The following is a 17,925-nucleotide window of genomic DNA, read 5'->3' as shown; positions in this document are numbered from 1 at the left end:
TAGATCTTTCCCGACTCACTCTATACAATAAGTCTACACCCGGATTTGATATAATAAGGATGTTGGTGATTTTACTCCCAAAGTAAGCATTCAGCCGTCAGCTGTCAGCCATCAGCGAATGCGCTACGCGCACGCTACGCGAACAGCTATAAGTGATTAGTGATTAGTGATTAGTGATCAGCTTTTGAATAAAAGAGGTAAGCATTAGTTTAATCTGAGTCAAGTGAGAGCGTCGTTCGCACAGCGTGGCCATTCGCGTAGCGTGGCCAAAGGCCAAGGCCAAAGCCTGTGCTAGGAACGAGGTTTATTTTAAACTGACTGCTGACTGCTGACTGCTGACTGCTGACTGCTGACTGCTTACCTTTCAGGTTTTGAATAAAACAGGTAAGCATTTGTTTAATAGGGGGATGGGCAAATAGGCAAATAGGCAGATGGGAAGTATGGGAAGTATGGGAAGTATGGGTAGATGGGGCGATGGGGAGATTTTTATTAGAGTAATTATACCGACATCATATAATCCCTGTTGATAAAGCCAGGAAAAAGTAGTTTACCCTGGTTAATAGTATGTTTAAATACGTTTTTGCTCATTTTCATACTATGTCCTTATCTGTTGAGAATAACCATAGCTGGTAAAATTTTATGGCTAGTTTAAACACATTTTGGTAAAATAGTCAACAGTGAAGATGCTGACTTGGAAGGAAATGTTAATAAACATAAACTCCGGTTACCACAGAGGTATATTGGGGCTACTATAGTAACTTAAGTAATCATATACACGTAATCCCGGAAGGTAAATATGATACAAGCTGCTTTCAAAAGGCTAATTCCTTTCGAGTCTCTTGTCGAAGCAATTAATAGTCTGGAAATAGAAGATAAAATTAAGCTCAATCAAATCCTCGAAGAAGATATTGCTGAACTCAAACCGCAAATTGCATTAGAAAAATTGTTACAGACACCAGTGTCTGAAATGCACTTTGAGCAATTTGAGGAACCTTTCCAAGCACCCGAGCCTGCTAAGACTGAAACGTCAAACGTGTCTCTGATTCCCCTGTCTCCCCTGCTGCCTCTAATTCCCTTACGTACCTCAGGGGATAACGTTGCGTGAAGAAATGCGATGTTCCTTCGTAACCGCTTCGCGATCGCAATCATATCGGTGCCTTAGCTTTGCCTAACGCACCCTATTCGCTGAATGCTGATAACTGTTCGCGAAGCGTGCGCGTAGCGCTTTAGCTGAATGCTTACTAAACTTAACGAGAAATAATCACCGTAGAGCTATCGCGGTCGTCATCTTCAAAAATTGCCCCTAAGCGCATCAACACCCGTTTCATATGATTAGAAATACCTCGATTTTTAGCGAACCTAGCCCCTTTCACTTTTGCCCCCCTAATTTCAGCATGACTAAAATCAGCCCCTCTCAGATTGGCACCATCTAACTCAGCAAGATTCATCTTCGCACTTCTGAGATTAGCACTCCTAAGGTCAGCATTTTCAAAGATAGCCAAACTCAAGTCAGCTCCCTGAAGATCAACTCCCCTGAGATCACTGTGACTTAAGTCGCTACGAATCAGCTCAGCTTTGCGAAGGTTGGAACGAATCAGATGGACATAACTCAAATTAGCACGAATCAGGCAGACTTGGGTCATATCTGCTAAACTTAAATCAGCACCTTTAAGATTAGTTCCCCTCAGTTTCGCACCTTTGAGATTAGCTTCACTAAGCTCAGCACGGCTTAAGTTAGCATGGGATAAATCAACACACCTCAAGTCAGCCCCCCCCAGGTGGGCACGGATCAGGTTAGTCCCCTGAAGGTTAGCTCTGCTCAAAATCGCATTACCCAGATTAGCCCCCCTGAGTTTAGCCCCCTGGAGGTAAGCACCTCCCAATTTAGCCTCGCTAAGATTAACACCAGTGAGGTCAGTTTTCCTGACGTCAGCTCCCCTCAAGTCAGCACCACTGAGGTCACCATCCCTGAGATTAGCACCATCTAATCGTATCCCCCTCAGGTCAGCACCACCAAGGCTTACCCCCTGGAGATTAGCACTCCTGAAGTCGCTCATGCTTAGATTGGCACTCCTGAAATCAGCCCCCCTCAAGTCAGCATTACAGAAGTTGGCACCTTGGAGGTTAGCCCCCCGGAAATCTGTTCCTCTGAAATCCGCTTCAATCAACCTAGCTTGGCTGAGGTCAGTGTAACTTAAGTCAGCTGCAGTGAAGTGCTCAGCCAGATTCAGCCCAACCATTGCAGTCAACTGCTCAAGATTGTCTGTTTCTGCCACTACAACCCGCTTGATCAGGCTGAGCAGAATCGGTTGAGATTTTTCCTCACCCATATTGCAATTCCACTCGAGACAGATAGGGCTTAAATTTACTTACCAACAAATGTTCCACAATCAGTCTGTTCAGCACAACGGTTTTATTGCGGGTAAGGTTATTAGACCACAACCCCTCAACTTCAGTTAGACAAATATCTCGCTGGGATACTTCAAAGATTGCTTGGATACGACAGGGTAAAGCAGTGACATTCACAGTGGCTAGCTTTACCCGATTCAGGCAACCAAATAAAACACCATTGCCCTTCTGTTCTTCAAAAATCCAGGCAGGATTTTCCCCCGAAACTTGATTGGTAATGTGGCACCAGGAAACTTGATCGGTCTCGTAGGATTCTGGTTGAGATTCTGGTTGGCATCTCTCGTGGAATTGCCATTGGGTAGCTTCTGGAGTAACATTACTTCCCCCTTTTTCCCTGTTGGCATTAGAGTCTGTTGGACGCTGCTTGAGATCACAACTAGGCCATGATGACTGTTGATTACCTACTGTTGCCAGTTGAATATAACCACCAAGCTCACGGAATTCATAGGGGATATTACCATGTTGGAGATGAAGGCGCAGTACTCCACCTTTGAGTCCAAATTTAACACGACCTTCGAGCAACTCTTCCCACTGTTGCTTAAATTGAATGGTTAGGTATAAATTAATCTGCGGGATTTTAGACGGTTTTTGCCAAAACTTACGTTTTTGTTTGTTTGGCGGAATCAGCGTTCCTTCCAATTTCATCCCTAAGCAATCTAGGCATTTATTCTTAGGCTCTGGTGGAGGCATGTAATAGCAAAGGGAATAGGGAATAGGGAGTAGGGAATAGGGAGTAGGGAGTAGGGAGTAGGGAGTAGGGAGTAGGGAAGTTACGATCCAAAATTCCCACAATTCCTACACGGATTGCTCAAGTAAATACTTGAGCGTTTATCATAGCTATGAGGTACACATTTTTTTAGATATTGCCTCTTGCCTCTTGCCTATTAGCTGCTCCCTGCTCCCTAAAACCCATATTGTACCTCATGAGTATAATAATTGCTATAGGTTAATAACCTAAGGTTAAGGCACCAGGTCGGCGAGGATCAGATGCACCTTCAAATGAATTGTTAATGTACATGATACTCTGGGTACTCCCCATAGCATTACTCACCGAAATCTTATATCCTTTATACTTTAATAATTGGTTTGTATCACCATTCAAACCCTGTTCTATAAAAAGTTTATCCGGTAACCATTGATGATGTACCCGAATGGCATTAGTAGCTGTAGCAATATTGAGCTGGTGATCAATTACATTCATAATCAATTGCAAAACTGTGGTAATAATCCTACTCCCCCCGGGACTGCCAGTGACTAGATAAGGGTTACCAGCTTTGAGCACAATTGTTGGGGTCATAGAACTCAGCATTCTTTTTTCCGGTGCTATAGCATTGAATTCTGCTCCAGTTAACCCAAAAGCATTAGGGACTCCTGGCTTAGCTGAAAAATCATCCATTTCATTGTTGAGGAGAATACCCGTTCCCGGTACTGTAATTTTACTGCCATAGCTGAAGTTTAAAGTATAGGTATTAGCAACAGCATTGCCATACTTATCCATCACTGAATAATGGGTGGTATCATTGCTTTCTACCGGTTGAGTAGGATTACCAGGGGCAATTTCTGAACTGGGAGTTGCTCGATAGGGATTAATCCGTTGACGGATGCGTTCAGCATAGGTTTTAGAGGTTAATTCAGCAACGGGAACGGGCACAAAGTCAGGATCTCCTAAAAACTTAGAACGGTCAGCATAAGCTAACTTCATACTTTCCGTCATTAAATGAATGGTTTGGGCAGTATTATGTCCCAGTTTCCGAATCGGAAATGCTTCTAACGTATTCAACATCTGCACCAGATGGATACCTCCAGAACTTGGAGGTGGCATAGAATAAATCTCATAGCCCCGATAAGTGCCCTGAATCGGCTCTCGAATCACGGGTTTATATGTCGCTAAATCCTCTTTGGTAATCAGACCACCATTGGCTTCCATATCTGCTACGATAGCCGATGCGATCGCACCATCATAAAAAGCTTTAGCCCCATATTTAGCAATTAGCTTTAAACTACGGGCTAAATCCTTTTGTACCAAGATTTCCCCCACCTGATAAGGCACGCCCCCTGGCTTATAAAAAATAGCCATACTCGCCTCAGAAGCCTGCATTCGCTGCTTAGAGTATCTCAGAGATATGAGCAAATCTTCAGAAACTGGGAACCCTTTTTCTGCTAATTCTATAGCTGGTTGTAATGCCCGTTCTAAGGAAATAGTGCCGTATTTTTCCAGTGCCATGGTTAACCCAGCTACAGTACCAGGAACACCTACAGATAAATAACTGTATCGAGACTTTTCTGGGTCAACCTCACCATTATTATCCAGAAACATATCACGAGTAGCAGCGAGTGGTGCTTTCTCCCGATAATCAATAGCAATGGTTTGGTTATCCTTGGCCAAATGTAAGAGCATAAAGCCACCACCACCGAGATTCCCAGCTCGCGGTAAGGTTACCGCTAGGGTAAACCCAATGGTTACCGCAGCATCAACAGCATTGCCACCTTCTTTTAAAACGGCTAAACCAGCTTGTGAGGCATAGCTTTCTTGAGAGGAAACCATACCGTTGTTAGCGATAACGGGATGAAAGATATCTTTTCTGCTAAAGATAATTGTGTCTTGACCAAAGGCGCTGCCAGCACTAATGAAAATTAGAGTAGTGAGGCAAGTGATGATGAATTTATGTGTTTTGGCTATCTTGCCCATGGGATAGTTGAGGAAATATTGAGAGATTGGAAATGATTTTCGGCTTTCGGAAAGATACTATAACGGTTTCCACCAGCGCTACTAGGGAGTCGGGAGTCGGGAGTCGGGAGTCGGGAGTCGGGAGTCGGGGGGATTACTGTTGCCTCTTGCCTCTTGCCTCTTGCCTCTTGCCTATTCCCTATTCCCTATTCCCTGTTCCCTACACACAGCCATATATCACTAATCGCACCAAAGTTTGTATCTAAATTGACAGTAGTTTAGACTGGTTAATGGTTCTTGTGTAAGGGCTGTAAGTAATCCCGACTAAAAAAGTCGGGTATGTTTGACGGACATTTTGAGGTATGTTACTTTTAATCAAGTCTTGACTGAACGTAATTAGAGAACGTAATTAGAGATATACCCATGAGCCAAGCCACAATTACTCCCAAAACCCAGGCATCTACCGCATTTACCAAGTTGAAGTGTAAAGAGTGTGGTGCGGAGTATGAGCCCAAGGCAATGCATGTTTGTGAGGAATGCTTTGGTCCGTTGGAAGTAAAATATGACTACGGCACCCTCAGACGCCATGTAACCCGGCAAAGCATAGAGGCAGGTCCGAAATCTATGTGGCGCTATCGTTCTTTCTTACCCCTTGCCACTGATAACTATATTGATGTTGGTACGGGAATGACTCCCTTAGTCAAATCGACTCGCTTGGCTAGACGCTTAGGGTTAAAAAATCTCTACATTAAAAATGATGCTGTCAACATGCCCACCCTGAGCTTCAAAGACCGGGTGGTATCAGTGGCTCTAAGTAGAGCACGGGAGTTAGGCTTCTCAACGGTATCCTGTGCTAGTACTGGAAACTTAGCGAATTCTACTGCTGCGATCGCAGCTCATGCTGGACTCGACTGCTGCGTGTTTATCCCTGCTGACCTGGAAGCGGGTAAAGTGATGGGGACTCTGATTTACAACCCCACATTAATGGCAGTCAAAGGCAACTACGACCAAGTCAACCGCCTCTGTTGTGAAGTAGCCAACAGCCACGGTTGGGGATTTGTGAACATTAACCTACGTCCCTACTACTCAGAAGGCTCTAAAACTCTGGGCTTTGAAGTAGCTGAACAACTAGGTTGGCAACTACCGGACCATGTTGTTGCTCCCTTGGCATCAGGTTCCCTATACACCAAGATCTACAAAGGCTTCCAAGAATTCATCAAAGTGGGTCTAGTGGATGATAAATCAGTGCGCTTCAGTGGCGCTCAAGCAGAAGGTTGCTCCCCGATCGCTCAAGCTTTCAAAGAAGGACGGGACTTTATTACTCCAGTCAAGCCGAACACCATTGCTAAATCCATTGCGATTGGAAACCCAGCCGACGGCATCTACGCTTTAGAAATAGCTAAGAAAACTAACGGAAACATTGAATCCGTGACTGATGCAGAAGTTATCGAAGGGATGAAGTTGCTGGCAGAAACCGAAGGAATCTTCACCGAAACCGCAGGAGGTACTACAATTGCTGTACTCAAGAAGTTGGTAGAAGCTGGTAAAATTGACCCTGATGAAACTACAGTAGCCTACATCACAGGTAATGGCTTGAAGACCCAAGAAGCAGTTCAAGGCTATGTGGGTCAACCGTTTATCATTGAACCAAAACTAGACAATTTCGAGCAAGCATTAGAGCGGGCTAACACCCTAGACCGTCTGGAATGGCAGCAAGTTTTAGTTTAAGCATTCAGCAGTCAGCAGTCAGCAGTCAGCAGTCAGTGGTCAGTGGTCAGCCCTCAGCCCTCAGCCAAAGGCTCACGCCACGCGAACAGCCTATTTTATTCAAAAGCATTGCGCTGCGCGAACAGTAGCTTCACCTGCAGCAAATGGCTGAATGCTGATAACTGAATGCTGATAGCTGATGGCTTACCATTCAACCTTCAAAATTGAGAATTAAAAGCAAGATATTGATTATGGCTGTAAAAGTTTTAATTCCTACTCCTCTGCAGAAATATACCCAAGAGCAAGCAACAGTAGAATGCGAGGGCACGAATGTTTCTGAACTGATCGAATCCCTGGAAAGTAATTGTCCTGGTATTAAACAACGACTGTGCGATGAGCAGGGTAAACCCCGTCGATTTTTGAATCTCTACGTGAACGGGGAAGATATCCGCTTGTTGGAGAATACAGAAACAAAACTCAACAATGGGGATGAAGTGAGTATTGTCACAGCTGTTGCTGGTGGTTAGAGATTATTGTGGTTAATCGTAGGTGGGCAGTGCTTACCTAAGGGATTGGTAAGCTTGGTGAATCTGTCTGATGCACTGCCCACCCTACAGGAACTTTCGTCCTGGGTTTTAGAAGGGAAAAGGGCACAGGGAGTAGGGAACAGGGCACAGGGAACCCTGATCTGACTCCCCATTTCCCCATCTCCCCAACTCCCGACAGTAACTGGATTTTCAGCGGCGCTATACAAGACTCGGGGGTTGATCGGGATTGCTGCAAGTATTTTGATACCACGCATTTAGCTAGCCACCTGAGCTGGCCGCTAAATCAGTGATTATTTTGCGATCGCTATGGCAGTCTGTGTACCCAGAGCAGTTCAGTTTTAGAACTGGCACAACGGCAGTCTGCCTTAGTTGCTGAATTTTTGTATATTACAATTAGACTATTAAATCGTATAAAAAAACTCTAGCCTCTCTTGTAACTAAGGTAAGCATTCAGCCGTCAGCCGTCAGCCGTCAGCCATTCGCGAATGGCCAAGGCTCAAGCTACTTGAGGTGCTGACGTAACATAGATTAAACCAATGCTTACTTGTTTTATTCAAAAGTCGGCGTGTGCGTAGCACATAAGCTGATAGCTGATAGCTGATAGCTGAATGCTTACACTAAGTGACTGAAACTTAGTGACTGAAACTTAGTGACTGAAACTTAGCGACTAAGTTGACGGAATCAGCTTACATTAAAATATCCCTTGATTAGATCATATCATAAGCTAAACCTATAAAATATTTTTTTTTGGTTATTATCATCAGTAGGATTAGTAGTCATAGCTAGGTAGTCTCAGTCGGTCATAGCCATGGGCAATCCTAGAGCTGGTTAACAAAAACCTCAAGCCTGGTTGAAGTTATAAAAAACTAAATAACTAAATAGATTAAGTAATTAAGTAGTTTGCCGCCTTATATCCATGAGACAATCCCTGAAAAACTTCCCCCGACTCAAACGTGTTCTGTTCACTGGAGCGATCGCAACCACAGCAGTTTGGTCTTGGGCAACACCGATTAATGGTAGCTCTGTGGTTGTAGCATTTCAGGATAGCCCCAAAACGATTGTTGATGAAGTTTGGCAAACTGTCAATCGGGAATATGTCGATAACACCTTTAACCAAGTTGACTGGCAAGCGACTAGGCACAAACTTCTCAGCAGAAGCTACGCTTCAAAGGAAGAAGCCTATAAAGCGATTCGGAAAGCCCTAGAAACCTTGGAAGACCCCTACACCCGCTTTTTAGTGCCAGAACAGTTCCAAGCCTTGACAAACCAAACTGTTGGTGAACTGTCTGGTGTGGGTATTCGCATGGAAATAGAAAAGCAGACCGAGACCCCGTTAATCATTGAACCGATTGAAAATTCCCCAGCGTTTAAGGCAGGTCTTCAAGCTGGGGATAGGATTTTAGCGGTAGATAGCAAAGCTACGAAAGGGTTAAGTCTCGAAGATGCCTCGGAACTAATCCGGGGTAAAGTGGGGTCATCAGTGACTCTGCGGATTGCCCGACCAGGAGAGGGCATTTTTGAGATAGAACTAACCCGAGCTCAGATAGAAATTCCCTCTGTTCGTTACAGCGTCAAGGAGGAAGGGAATCTGCGAGTGGGTTATATCAGCTTAAATGAATTTAGTTCCCATGCAGCTGAACAAATGCAACGGGCAATTAGTAACCTAAATCAGCAGAAGGTGAATGCTTATGTCCTAGATCTGCGGGGTAATCCAGGCGGATTACTTTTTTCCAGTATTGAAATTGCCCGGATGTGGATGCAAGAAGGAGAAATTGTTAGCACTATAGACCGGATCGGTGGTAAACAAGCATACAGCGCTAATCGAACCGCCTTGACCCAACTGCCCTTAGCGATTCTAGTGGATGGTAACTCTGCTAGTGCTAGTGAGATTTTAACTGGTGCTCTCAAAGATAACAAACGCGCTACTGTTATCGGTTCTCGCACTTTTGGTAAAGCCGCTGTCCAGTCTGTCCATTCCTTATCTGATGGTTCAGGTTTAACGGTGACAGTCTCTCGTTACTACCTACCCAGTGGTGAAGATATTAGTTTGAAAGGAATTGTGCCCGATATTCGCCAAGAGTTGACCCTTGAGCAACGGCAACAGCTATCTAATCAACCGGGATGGCGTGGCACTAGCAAGGATCCTCAATACGGAAAAGCGATCGCAGTTTTAAAATCAACTACTGCCTCCGAGCCTGGAACCCTCAGTCAACCCATAAACTCAGGTAGAGTCTGGTAAGCTGCGCTGGAAATCGGGAATCGGGAATCGGGAATCGGGAATCGGGAATCGGGAATCGGGAATCGGGAGGAGATGTAGGGTGGGCAGTGCACTAGACAAATTCATCTTGGTGGCGTACACCCAGGTATGCACTGCCCACCAAGGATGAATCACAATAGAACAGATGTAGGGTGGGCAGTGCCACAGAAATATTAATTGGCTTGGGTACACCTAGGTATGCACTGCCCACCAAGGATGAATCACAATAAAACAATTGTTGATTAACTGTAATTGAATTCGTACTAATTCAATATTTCACCAATCCCACCAGTAGATGTAGGATGAATCACAATAAAACAATTGTTGTGAACTGAAATTGATTGCGATTCTCTGAAAGAGACGCTACGCGAAAGCATTCAACCACCTTACCCATCGTACCATTCTTGTCGCTAATTGATATCAGGAAGTATAGCGTTTACTAGTAAGGGTAATTGACATCTAAATTTTTTTCCCGAGTCCCGATTCCCGAGTCCCGATTCCCAATTCCCGATGCCCTAAAACATAATAAGGAAAAAAAAATAGCCGCAGAAAACCTTCCACGGCTAGGAGTTTTTAGTTATGCCTCAACTTTCTAAACCAATCCAGAAATGATCCCATAGGATTGACCAAAGGTCACGCTACGTGAACAAACCTGATGCTTTGGCCAGGGGGGTTTCCCCCCCTATAATTTAATAGTTTAACCCAAATTTAAATACTTGGTCATCATGGTGATGAATTCGCCAGGAATTCCAGTGGGCTGAAGGGGGCTCCACTCCGATATTTCGGCGTAACCCCGTGCATAAAGGGTCTGCATGGTGTTGTTTATTGCCCGGCGGGAACCCTGTCTTGATGCAGTCGCTCATGGGGGAAACCCCCAAGACCGCGCTGCATCGCTTCAAAATGTGCTTAATGGGGTATTTTTTTGGGGAAGGTTCCTGAGGAGTATTACTAGGAGTGATATCCTCAGGATTGTTTTGTGGATCTGGGCGAAAGTTGTCAGGCATAATTCAAAATTGCTCTTGAAGTTTTTAAATATAATCATAACGATTATGATTTTAGGTGTCAAGGGTTTTTAGAATGTAGAATTAAGAATGTAGAATTAAGAATGTAGAATTAAGAATTTAGAATTAAGAATTTAGTGCGTAGGGTGCGTTAGGGGTGGGCTCGCCATAATTTTACAATTCTTAGCCAGTATTGGGATAGCCCGCACCGTAACGCACCACCAAGTATAAGTTATAAGTTATAAGTTATAAGTTAGAATCGCAAACAGGGGACATAGTAAAAATGTTAGCGTTCGTTTTTTTGTAGATTAAATTTACTGATAGCCTTGGAAACAGGAAATAAAAAAAATATATCCGCAAAATTGTTATCGTTATATAAAATAAATTGTGATAACTTTTTACCCGACTCCCGACTCCCGACTCCCGATTACCTGGATTTTTTTGTATTAGAATAAATAAAAATAGGTTTGTCTGTATCTACTGGTTAAGGCTATAGAGTTAACTGGAGGCTAATTGGTTGGTAAGCGATTCGAGGGGATTGATAAAAATCTCAGGGTGCGAGGACTCAGAAACCAGTATGGATGTGGTGTTTGTTCACGGACTTGGAGGTGATCCCAGAGGCACGTGGCATCCCCAGCATGCAATCAATGATGATAATTTTTGGCCAGTTTGGTTAGGACAAGAGCAGCTATGCCTTAACATCTGGTCTTTTGGGTATGACGCGAAAGCGACAAACTGGCAAAGCAATAGCAGTATGCCGCTCTTCGATCTTGCTAGTAATTTATTAGGGTGGTTAGATAGCTGCAATCTGGGTAAGCGTCCATTAATATTTATTACTCATAGTATGGGCGGGCTTTTAGTCAAAAAAATGCTTCGTAGTGCTAATGATTTTGATGACTATAAAGGGATTATTGAGCAGACTAAAGGCATAGTATTTCTGGCTACTCCCCACACTGGGTCTCATCTCGCTAATTTAATTAATAATATTGGTGTTTTAGCACGAACCACCGTCAGTGTAGAGGAATTAAAAGCTCATCACCCTCAGTTACGGGAATTAAATGAGTGGTATAGAGAAAACGTTCGGAGTCTAGGAATTGCTACAAAAGTCTATTATGAAACCCAGCCTGTAAAAGGGATTTTGGTTGTAGACGAAGATAGTGCAAACCCAGCCATTGAAGGAGTGAAGCCGGTTGCTATAGCAAAGCACCATATTGACCTATGCAAACCAGAGTCTCAAAACAGTTTGGTCTATCTTGGTGTCAAGAAATTTCTTGAGGAATGCCTCACAAAAAAACAGATAACGTTAAATTCCCCGACTAACATTAGTATCAATAGTGGCACTCCCTATTTTGTCGGTAGAGACGATCAACTTAAGCAGCTCCATCAGGAACTTCAAAAGACCGATCGATTAGCGATTTGTGCTATTGCCGGAATGGGCGGTGTGGGCAAAACCGAATTAGCTCTACAATATGCTTTAAGATATCAGGATAACTACCCTGGTGGTAGGTGCTGGTTTCCAGTGCGCGGGCTAGATCTGGGGATTCAAGTTGTTAGTTTTGGACGTACGGAATTAGGATTAACCATTCCAGATGAACTAGAGTTCAAGGAGCAGGTAAGATACTGCTGGAGAAATTGGCCAGAAGGAACAGTATTGATCGTGCTGGATGATGTCGCTTCTTTCAGCAATGACTACAAAGAAACAATTCATCAGTATTTGCCTCCAGCTGAATCCCGGTTCAAAGTACTGGTCACCAGTCGTCAGCGTCCAGGGGCTTCTTTCCGACGAATTGACTTGGATGTACTATCCCCAGAGGCAGCATTGGAATTATTAGGTAAGCTTGTTGGACAAGAGCGCATTGAAAAAGAACTAACCGAAGCAGAAGCGTTATGTAAATGGTTGGGTCATTTGCCTTTGGGTTTGGAGTTAGTCGGACGATATTTAGATCTACATCCGACCTTCACCATTGCTAAAGTTCAGAAACGTTTAGAGAAAAAGAAATTAGCAGCTAAGGCATTACTTGATCCCACAGAAGAAGGGGAAATGACAGCCCAGTTGGGAGTAGCAGCCGCCTTTGAGTTATCTTGGGAAGATTTGAAAGATTGTCCAGAAGCCCAGCAGTTGGGATGTCGTCTGAGTCTGTTTGCTCCTGCTCCTTTTGAGTGGTCCCTGGTAGAGAAGTGTGTTATCGAAACTGAGGATGAAGATGACTGGGAAGAAGAACAGGAAGAATTGGAAGAATTACGCGATCGTGAAGCGTGGCCTACGGCCAATCGCAGTTTAGTGAAACTGAACCTGTTGCAATTGACTGAACAGAAAACCTATCAACTCCATCCACTAATTCGAGAATTTTTCCAGACCAAGCTGGCTCAATTACCAGAGGCCGATAGCTACAAGCAAAGCTTTTGTCAGACAATGGTGGCTAAGGCAAAAGAAATTCCTTTTACACCAACTCGGCAAATCATTGAACTAGTTACCCCCGCCATCCCTCATTTAGCCGAAGCTGCCACAGTACTAACTGACTGGCTCAGGGATGAAGATTTAATAGAGCCCTTTACTGGCTTAGGAAGATTCTCTGAGGGTCAAGGTACCTATGATCAGGCTGAACCTTGGTATAAGCAAAGTTTAGATATTAGCACAAGTCGTCTGGGTGAAGAACATCACGATGTAGCCACTAGTCGAGCCTACCTGGCAAATCTCTACCAAGCTCAGGGGCGTTACCATGAAGCGGAACCCCTTTATGTCCAGGCTTTGGACATGAGAAAGCAGCTGCTGGGTCAAGACCATCCCTCGGTAGCCACTAGTCNCATCCCCATGTCGCTGAAACTCTCAACAACCTGGGATATCTCTACCAAGCTCAGGGGCGTTACCATGAAGCGGAACCCCTTTATGTCCAGGCTTTGGACATGAGAAAGCAGCTGCTGGGTCAAGACCATCCCCATGTCGCTGAAACTCTCAACAACCTGGGATATCTCTACCAAGCTCAGGGGCGTTACCATGAAGCGGAACCCCTTTATGTCCAGGCTTTGGACATGAGAAAGCAGCTGCTGGGTCAAGAACATCCCCATGTCGCTGAAACTCTCAACAACCTGGGATATCTCTACCAAGCTCAGGGGCGTTACCATGAAGCGGAACCCCTTTATGTCCAGGCTTTGGACATGAGAAAGCAGCTGCTGGGTCAAGACCATCCCTCGGTAGCCACTAGTCGAGCCAACCTGGGATATCTCTACCAAGCTCAGGGGCGTTACCATGAAGCGGAACCCCTCATTGTCCAGGCATTGGACATGAGAAAGCAGCTGCTGGGTCAGGACCATCCCTCGGTAGCCACTAGTCTCCACAACCTGGCATCACTCTACGATGATCAGGGGCGTTACCATGAAGCGGAACCCCTGTATGTCCAGGCATTGGACATGAAAAAGCAGCTGCTGGGTCAAGACCATCCCTCGGTAGCCACTAGTCTCAACAACCTGGCATTACTCTACTCTTCTCAGGGGCGTTACCATGAAGCGGAACCCCTTTATGTCCAGGCATTAGATATTGCAGAACAGAAGTTAGGGTCAAATCATCCTAAGATTATAACCTTTCGTAATAATCTAGAAAGATTGCGGGATGATCTGTCAAAGTGATCAGTAGACTTCTTGCTAAAGTATTGTCTTGATGCGAGAATTTTTTCCTGTTATCAGAAATCAACATTTGGTTTCATAATCTCTTTGGAAATTATAGATACTGATAAACTGTTGAATCACTGAAGATGTCTTGATCATAATTTGATAAACCAACCCCTTATCCAATAGTAACCCAGCCGATAGCGCTGTAGATGCCAACACATTACTATATTTCGTGCGATCGCTGCTCCTATTCCTTAGATATTCAACAACTCCACAACTACTTAAAAATAGGTAACACAAATAAGATATTATGTCCTAAATCATAATTAATTGGCGATAATTTACCTAATTAAATGAATTACGACAGTACCCTAAAATATCTAGTTGAAAAATATCCCCAAGCCTTTACCAGTTGGTTATTCAACCAGCAACCAGCAGAAGATATCGAAATTCTCAACACCGAATTGAGCACAGAGCCAATTCGAGCAGATGCCTTGTTTTTTGTGCGAGTTGCTGATGCTATTTTGCATTTGGAATTTCAAACCCTACCCCAATCTGAACCTCCTTTACCCCTGCGGATGCTGGATTATTGGGTCAGGTTGTATCGATATGATTGAAGATAGACAACAGCAGCGTAACCTATCTGCTTGCGTGCAACTGTTGGCTGGGGTGAAATTCGATGAACAGTTAATTCAAGCCTATTTTCGGGAGGATATGATGCAAGAGTCAGTAGTTTATCAACGAATTATTCGTCAAGGATTAGAACAGGGATTAGAGCAAGGAAAGCGCAATGAGCTTAATTTAATTATCCGTCAAATTAACCGTCGCCTAGGTCAGATAAATCCCCAATTACACAATCAAATTGAACAATTATCCTTTGACCAGTTGGAGGATTTAGGAGAAGCCTTGTTAGATTTTGAAACCGAGGTGGATTTGACCAATTGGTTGCACCAGTTTGGGGATAAGTAAAATCCCGTTAGGTTTAGTATCCAAAAGCAGTGCAATCTAGAGCTGATTGAGTGGGTTTGGATTTGCCTTACCCACTATAATAATATTGCTCAAAATCCCATCCAATTCCTGTTCCCCCCTTTTTTAAGGGGGGTTAGGGGGGATCTATAGATTTAACTGAAGTAAATAAGTCCCAATTGTAGCTAAAAATATTAAATATTTTAAAGAAATACAGACTAATATTATTGCTAAATTTTGTGATAAACTAGAAAAATATTACCAAACAATAGCTAGATTTTTTTCTAGTTTTTGTCCCCATGATTTTCGTTGATTATTGTCAGGATTAACTCAGAATTTAAAGAGTTAGTTAAGTGGCGGATATTTCCGACATACCTTTCCCTGGGTTTTAAGAAGATAATTTGGGATAGGTTCGAGTCGTCGAATTTGTAGCTCTTAACCCTCTTTTCGATTAGTTAACCAGAATTGACTTAGTTAGATCAGATGTGTAATGACTTACGACAGTACTCTAAAATATTTAGTTGAACAATATCCCCAAGCCTTTACCCGTTGGTTATTCAACCAGCAACCAGCAGAGGATATCGAAATTCTCAACACCGAATTGAGCACAGAGCCAATTCGAGCAGATGCCTTATTTTTTGTGCGAGTTGCTGATGCTATTTTGCATCTGGAATTTCAAACCTTACCCCAATCTGAACCTCCGTTACCCCTGCGGATGCTCGATTATTGGGTAAGGTTGTATCGGCAGTATCGCTGTGATATTGAGCAAGTAATAATTTTCCTGAAACCAAGCCGATTAGCGGGAGTATTTGTGAATCAATTTACCGAGAGGAACCTATCCTTCCGCTACCGAGTGATTCGGATTTGGGAATGTGATCCACAACCATTACTCACCACCCCAGGGTTACTCCCCTTAGCCGTGTTAGCACAAGCGGAAGTGCCAGAAACATTGCTATCCCAGGTAGCAGCTAAAATCGATATGATTGAAGATAGACAACAGCAGCGTAACCTATCTGCGTGTGTGCAACTGTTGGCTGGGGTGAAATTTGATGAGCAGTTAATTCAAGCCTATTTTCGGGAGGATATGATGCAAGAGTCAGTAGTTTATCAACGGATTATTCGTCAAGGATTAGAACAAGGAAAGCACAATGAGGTTAAGTTAATTATCCGTCTACTAAACCGTCGCATAGGTCAGCTCAATCCCCAATTACACAATCAAATTGAGGAATTATCCTTTGAGCAGTTAGAGGATTTAGGAGAAGCCTTGTTAGATTTTGAAGCCGAGGTGGATTTGACCAATTGGTTGAACCAGTTTAGGGATAAGTAAAATTCCGTTAGGTGTAGCACTCAAAAGCAGTGCCATGGGGAGCTGGTAGAGTGGGTAATGCAAAATTGAGAATGTAGAATTCAGAATGTAGAATTCAGAATGTAGAATTCAGAATGTAGAATTCAGAATGCAAAATTGAGAATGTAGAATTGAGAATGTAGAATTGAGAATGTAGAATTCAGAATTTATAATCGGCGAAGGTAGAATTTTAAATTCTTTATTCTTCATTTTTCATTCTTAAGACTTAAGTCTTAAGTCTTAAGTCTTAAGTCTTAAGTCTTAATTCTTAATTATTCATTCTTCATTCTTCATTCTTCATTCTTGATTCTAAATTCTACATTCTACATTCCTCTGACCCCAATTAAGTAGACTTCAACAGCCATAGACTAAGTAAGCCCAGTCTGAAGATTTCTTTCCCTAATGGTCCTGTACCTGAACAGATGTCATGCCTGTAATCAGCTTGAATCTGTTCCTGAGTCAAAGCCCGACTGTAAATTCGCACACCAGCCAAAAGTCCGGAGTACTGATAGTCAAGGTTGCCTTGAATATCACGGAATTGACCCAGCCGTAGGGGTCTACCAGGGGAAGGTGCTATCGGGTTGTCGGTCTGATTGGGAATGCGACGGATGTTGCCGTTAAAGTCTCGAACTTCTTCGATGTGGCTTTGGATGCCATTAATGTAGGTCTGCATGATAAACCTACCGGGAGCCACTTCACCAAAGGTTGCAGCCATATGGGTCCATTGACCACCATGGACGATATCCTCACTGACTACACCACCACTGCCGCTAGTTTCGTCTGCTTCCTTCGGTAATCCTTGGGTGACATTGTTGGGGATGATAGTCAGAATCAGGTTGCGATCCGTTTGTAGAGTACTCAGGAAAAGATACCAGGAAAATGCTTTGCATATGGGCTGTGGGCAGGCTCCAAAACCAACTTCTCCATCAGGGTAAGTACCCTGGGGAGGATCGGTAAACGCTGGGTTTGCTTTGATGTAATCAACCTTAACCCAAGTTTCCACGGTCAGGTTAGCCAGATCTGGAAAATTGGGAACCTCAACGTATTGTGCAAAGGACATTTGCGGGGATTCGCCACTATCAGATAAGCGTCTGAGAACGTTATAGTTCAGGGATGCTGAACCAACAAACCCTGGCGGGACATCCGCTGAGGGAGCCAACGGATGGGCATCCGGATCGTGTTGGATCATACCATCAAAGGTTCCAGGATTAGCTGTGTTCCTGATCACTCCCGTGTCAGTTGGAGTTTCAAATAAATACTCAGCTACCAAATCTGTGGGATCGGGGGTAAACATTTCTGTTTTTATTCTGCTTGGACTTTGGACAAAATTTGATGTTTTCCCTTTTGTTTCTACTCAAAACCATGGGCTAACAAATCTATTGTCAAAGGCCCCCTTAGAAAGTGACAGTACCCTTTGA

At 43.7% G+C, this 17,925-nt stretch carries 18 protein-coding genes and 2 pseudogenes; 12 read left to right on the top strand and 8 right to left on the bottom strand.

The genetic code is table 11. The annotated features are described in order from the left end of the window. Nucleotides 1-209: 209 nt before the first annotated feature. On the bottom strand, nucleotides 210-392 hold the full coding sequence (locus BJP37_RS36025) for a hypothetical protein (protein ID WP_143727535.1): 183 nt from the start codon (nucleotides 390-392) through the stop codon (nucleotides 210-212). A gap of 404 nt (nucleotides 393-796) precedes the next feature. Between BJP37_RS36025 and BJP37_RS09070 the strand changes: the two genes are divergently transcribed. Continuing rightward, nucleotides 797-1,105 carry a hypothetical protein gene (locus tag BJP37_RS09070; protein WP_075898157.1) on the top strand — a complete coding sequence of 103 codons (309 nt, stop codon included), beginning with the start codon at nucleotides 797-799 and terminating at the stop codon, nucleotides 1,103-1,105. A gap of 142 nt (nucleotides 1,106-1,247) precedes the next feature. On the opposite strand, the gene BJP37_RS09065 is transcribed toward BJP37_RS09070, so the two are convergent. The 3 genes from BJP37_RS09065 to ggt form a co-directional block, all read right to left on the bottom strand. After that, the gene (locus BJP37_RS09065) at nucleotides 1,248-2,330 is read right to left on the bottom strand and encodes a pentapeptide repeat-containing protein (protein WP_075898155.1); all 1,083 of its coding nucleotides are present in this window, start codon (nucleotides 2,328-2,330) and stop codon (nucleotides 1,248-1,250) included. Then, entirely contained in the window at nucleotides 2,323-3,201 is an 879-nt protein-coding gene (locus BJP37_RS09060; protein ID WP_143727534.1) for a hypothetical protein, read from the bottom strand. Before BJP37_RS09060 ends, BJP37_RS09065 begins: the two co-directional genes overlap by 8 nt. Nucleotides 3,202-3,355: 154 nt before the next feature. Then, a complete protein-coding gene (ggt, locus tag BJP37_RS09055) occupies nucleotides 3,356-5,098 on the bottom strand; it encodes a gamma-glutamyltransferase (protein ID WP_075898151.1) in 1,743 nt (580 codons plus the stop codon). A 32-nt stretch (nucleotides 5,099-5,130) separates the two neighbouring features. On the opposite strand from ggt, the gene BJP37_RS36020 reads away from it, so the two are divergent. From BJP37_RS36020 to BJP37_RS09045, 4 genes are all read left to right on the top strand, one after another. Next, nucleotides 5,131-5,343 (top strand): hypothetical protein, encoded by a 213-nt coding sequence (locus BJP37_RS36020; protein ID WP_143727533.1) that lies wholly within the window; start codon nucleotides 5,131-5,133, stop codon nucleotides 5,341-5,343. Between the two features lie 157 nt (nucleotides 5,344-5,500). Further along, nucleotides 5,501-6,805, top strand: coding sequence for a threonine synthase (gene thrC / locus BJP37_RS09050; RefSeq protein WP_075898149.1), 1,305 nt, complete (start codon nucleotides 5,501-5,503; stop codon nucleotides 6,803-6,805). After that, nucleotides 6,784-6,933: a hypothetical protein gene (locus BJP37_RS38805; protein WP_158069494.1), complete on the top strand. Its 150-nt coding sequence runs from the start codon at nucleotides 6,784-6,786 to the stop codon at nucleotides 6,931-6,933. The genes thrC and BJP37_RS38805 overlap by 22 nt, the downstream gene beginning before the upstream one ends. 102 nt (nucleotides 6,934-7,035) lie before the next feature. Next, nucleotides 7,036-7,311 (top strand): MoaD/ThiS family protein, encoded by a 276-nt coding sequence (locus BJP37_RS09045; protein ID WP_075898147.1) that lies wholly within the window; start codon nucleotides 7,036-7,038, stop codon nucleotides 7,309-7,311. Here the strand turns inward: BJP37_RS09045 and BJP37_RS09040 are convergent. After that, complete coding sequence (locus BJP37_RS09040) at nucleotides 7,308-7,586, bottom strand: hypothetical protein (protein WP_075898145.1); 279 nt, start codon at nucleotides 7,584-7,586, stop codon at nucleotides 7,308-7,310. The genes BJP37_RS09045 and BJP37_RS09040 overlap by 4 nt on opposite strands. Nucleotides 7,587-8,248: 662 nt before the next feature. Between BJP37_RS09040 and ctpB the strand changes: the two genes are divergently transcribed. After that, nucleotides 8,249-9,571: a carboxyl-terminal processing protease CtpB gene (ctpB, locus tag BJP37_RS09035; protein WP_075898144.1), complete on the top strand. Its 1,323-nt coding sequence runs from the start codon at nucleotides 8,249-8,251 to the stop codon at nucleotides 9,569-9,571. Here the strand turns inward: ctpB and BJP37_RS36015 are convergent. Then, a complete protein-coding gene (locus BJP37_RS36015; protein WP_143727532.1) occupies nucleotides 9,554-9,781 on the bottom strand; it encodes a hypothetical protein in 228 nt (75 codons plus the stop codon). The genes ctpB and BJP37_RS36015 overlap by 18 nt on opposite strands. A 260-nt stretch (nucleotides 9,782-10,041) precedes the next feature. Here BJP37_RS36015 and BJP37_RS38800 point away from each other — a divergent pair, with 260 nt between their 5' ends. Continuing rightward, nucleotides 10,042-10,185, top strand: coding sequence for a hypothetical protein (locus tag BJP37_RS38800; RefSeq protein WP_158069493.1), 144 nt, complete (start codon nucleotides 10,042-10,044; stop codon nucleotides 10,183-10,185). Nucleotides 10,186-10,286: 101 nt separating this feature from the next. Here the strand turns inward: BJP37_RS38800 and BJP37_RS09030 are convergent. Continuing rightward, a pseudogene (locus tag BJP37_RS09030) lies at nucleotides 10,287-10,593 on the bottom strand (hypothetical protein). A 323-nt stretch (nucleotides 10,594-10,916) separates the two neighbouring features. On the opposite strand from BJP37_RS09030, the gene BJP37_RS43405 reads away from it, so the two are divergent. From BJP37_RS43405 to BJP37_RS09015, 5 genes and pseudogenes are all read left to right on the top strand, one after another. Next, nucleotides 10,917-11,045, top strand: coding sequence for a hypothetical protein (locus BJP37_RS43405; RefSeq protein WP_269086973.1), 129 nt, complete (start codon nucleotides 10,917-10,919; stop codon nucleotides 11,043-11,045). Nucleotides 11,046-11,167: 122 nt separating this feature from the next. After that, entirely contained in the window at nucleotides 11,168-13,498 is a 2,331-nt protein-coding gene (locus BJP37_RS44245; RefSeq protein ID WP_438941530.1) for an alpha/beta hydrolase, read from the top strand. Next, on the top strand, nucleotides 13,426-14,214 hold the full coding sequence (locus BJP37_RS44910) for a tetratricopeptide repeat protein (RefSeq protein ID WP_438941529.1): 789 nt from the start codon (nucleotides 13,426-13,428) through the stop codon (nucleotides 14,212-14,214). Before BJP37_RS44245 ends, BJP37_RS44910 begins: the two co-directional genes overlap by 73 nt. Before the next feature lie 335 nt (nucleotides 14,215-14,549). Beyond that, nucleotides 14,550-15,165: pseudogene (locus BJP37_RS09020) on the top strand (DUF4351 domain-containing protein). 487 nt (nucleotides 15,166-15,652) lie between these two features. Next, nucleotides 15,653-16,489: a DUF4351 domain-containing protein gene (locus tag BJP37_RS09015; protein ID WP_075898142.1), complete on the top strand. Its 837-nt coding sequence runs from the start codon at nucleotides 15,653-15,655 to the stop codon at nucleotides 16,487-16,489. A gap of 361 nt (nucleotides 16,490-16,850) precedes the next feature. Here the strand turns inward: BJP37_RS09015 and BJP37_RS09010 are convergent, their stop codons facing one another. Then, nucleotides 16,851-17,801, bottom strand: coding sequence for a LamG-like jellyroll fold domain-containing protein (locus BJP37_RS09010; RefSeq protein WP_075898140.1), 951 nt, complete (start codon nucleotides 17,799-17,801; stop codon nucleotides 16,851-16,853). Between the last annotated feature and the right edge of the window lie 124 nt (nucleotides 17,802-17,925).

The organism is Moorena bouillonii PNG, from assembly GCF_001942495.1.
GTDB lineage: Bacteria > Cyanobacteriota > Cyanobacteriia > Cyanobacteriales > Coleofasciculaceae > Moorena > Moorena bouillonii.
Note: the sequence above shows the minus strand (reverse complement) of the source record. Positions and strands in the feature narration are given on the sequence as shown.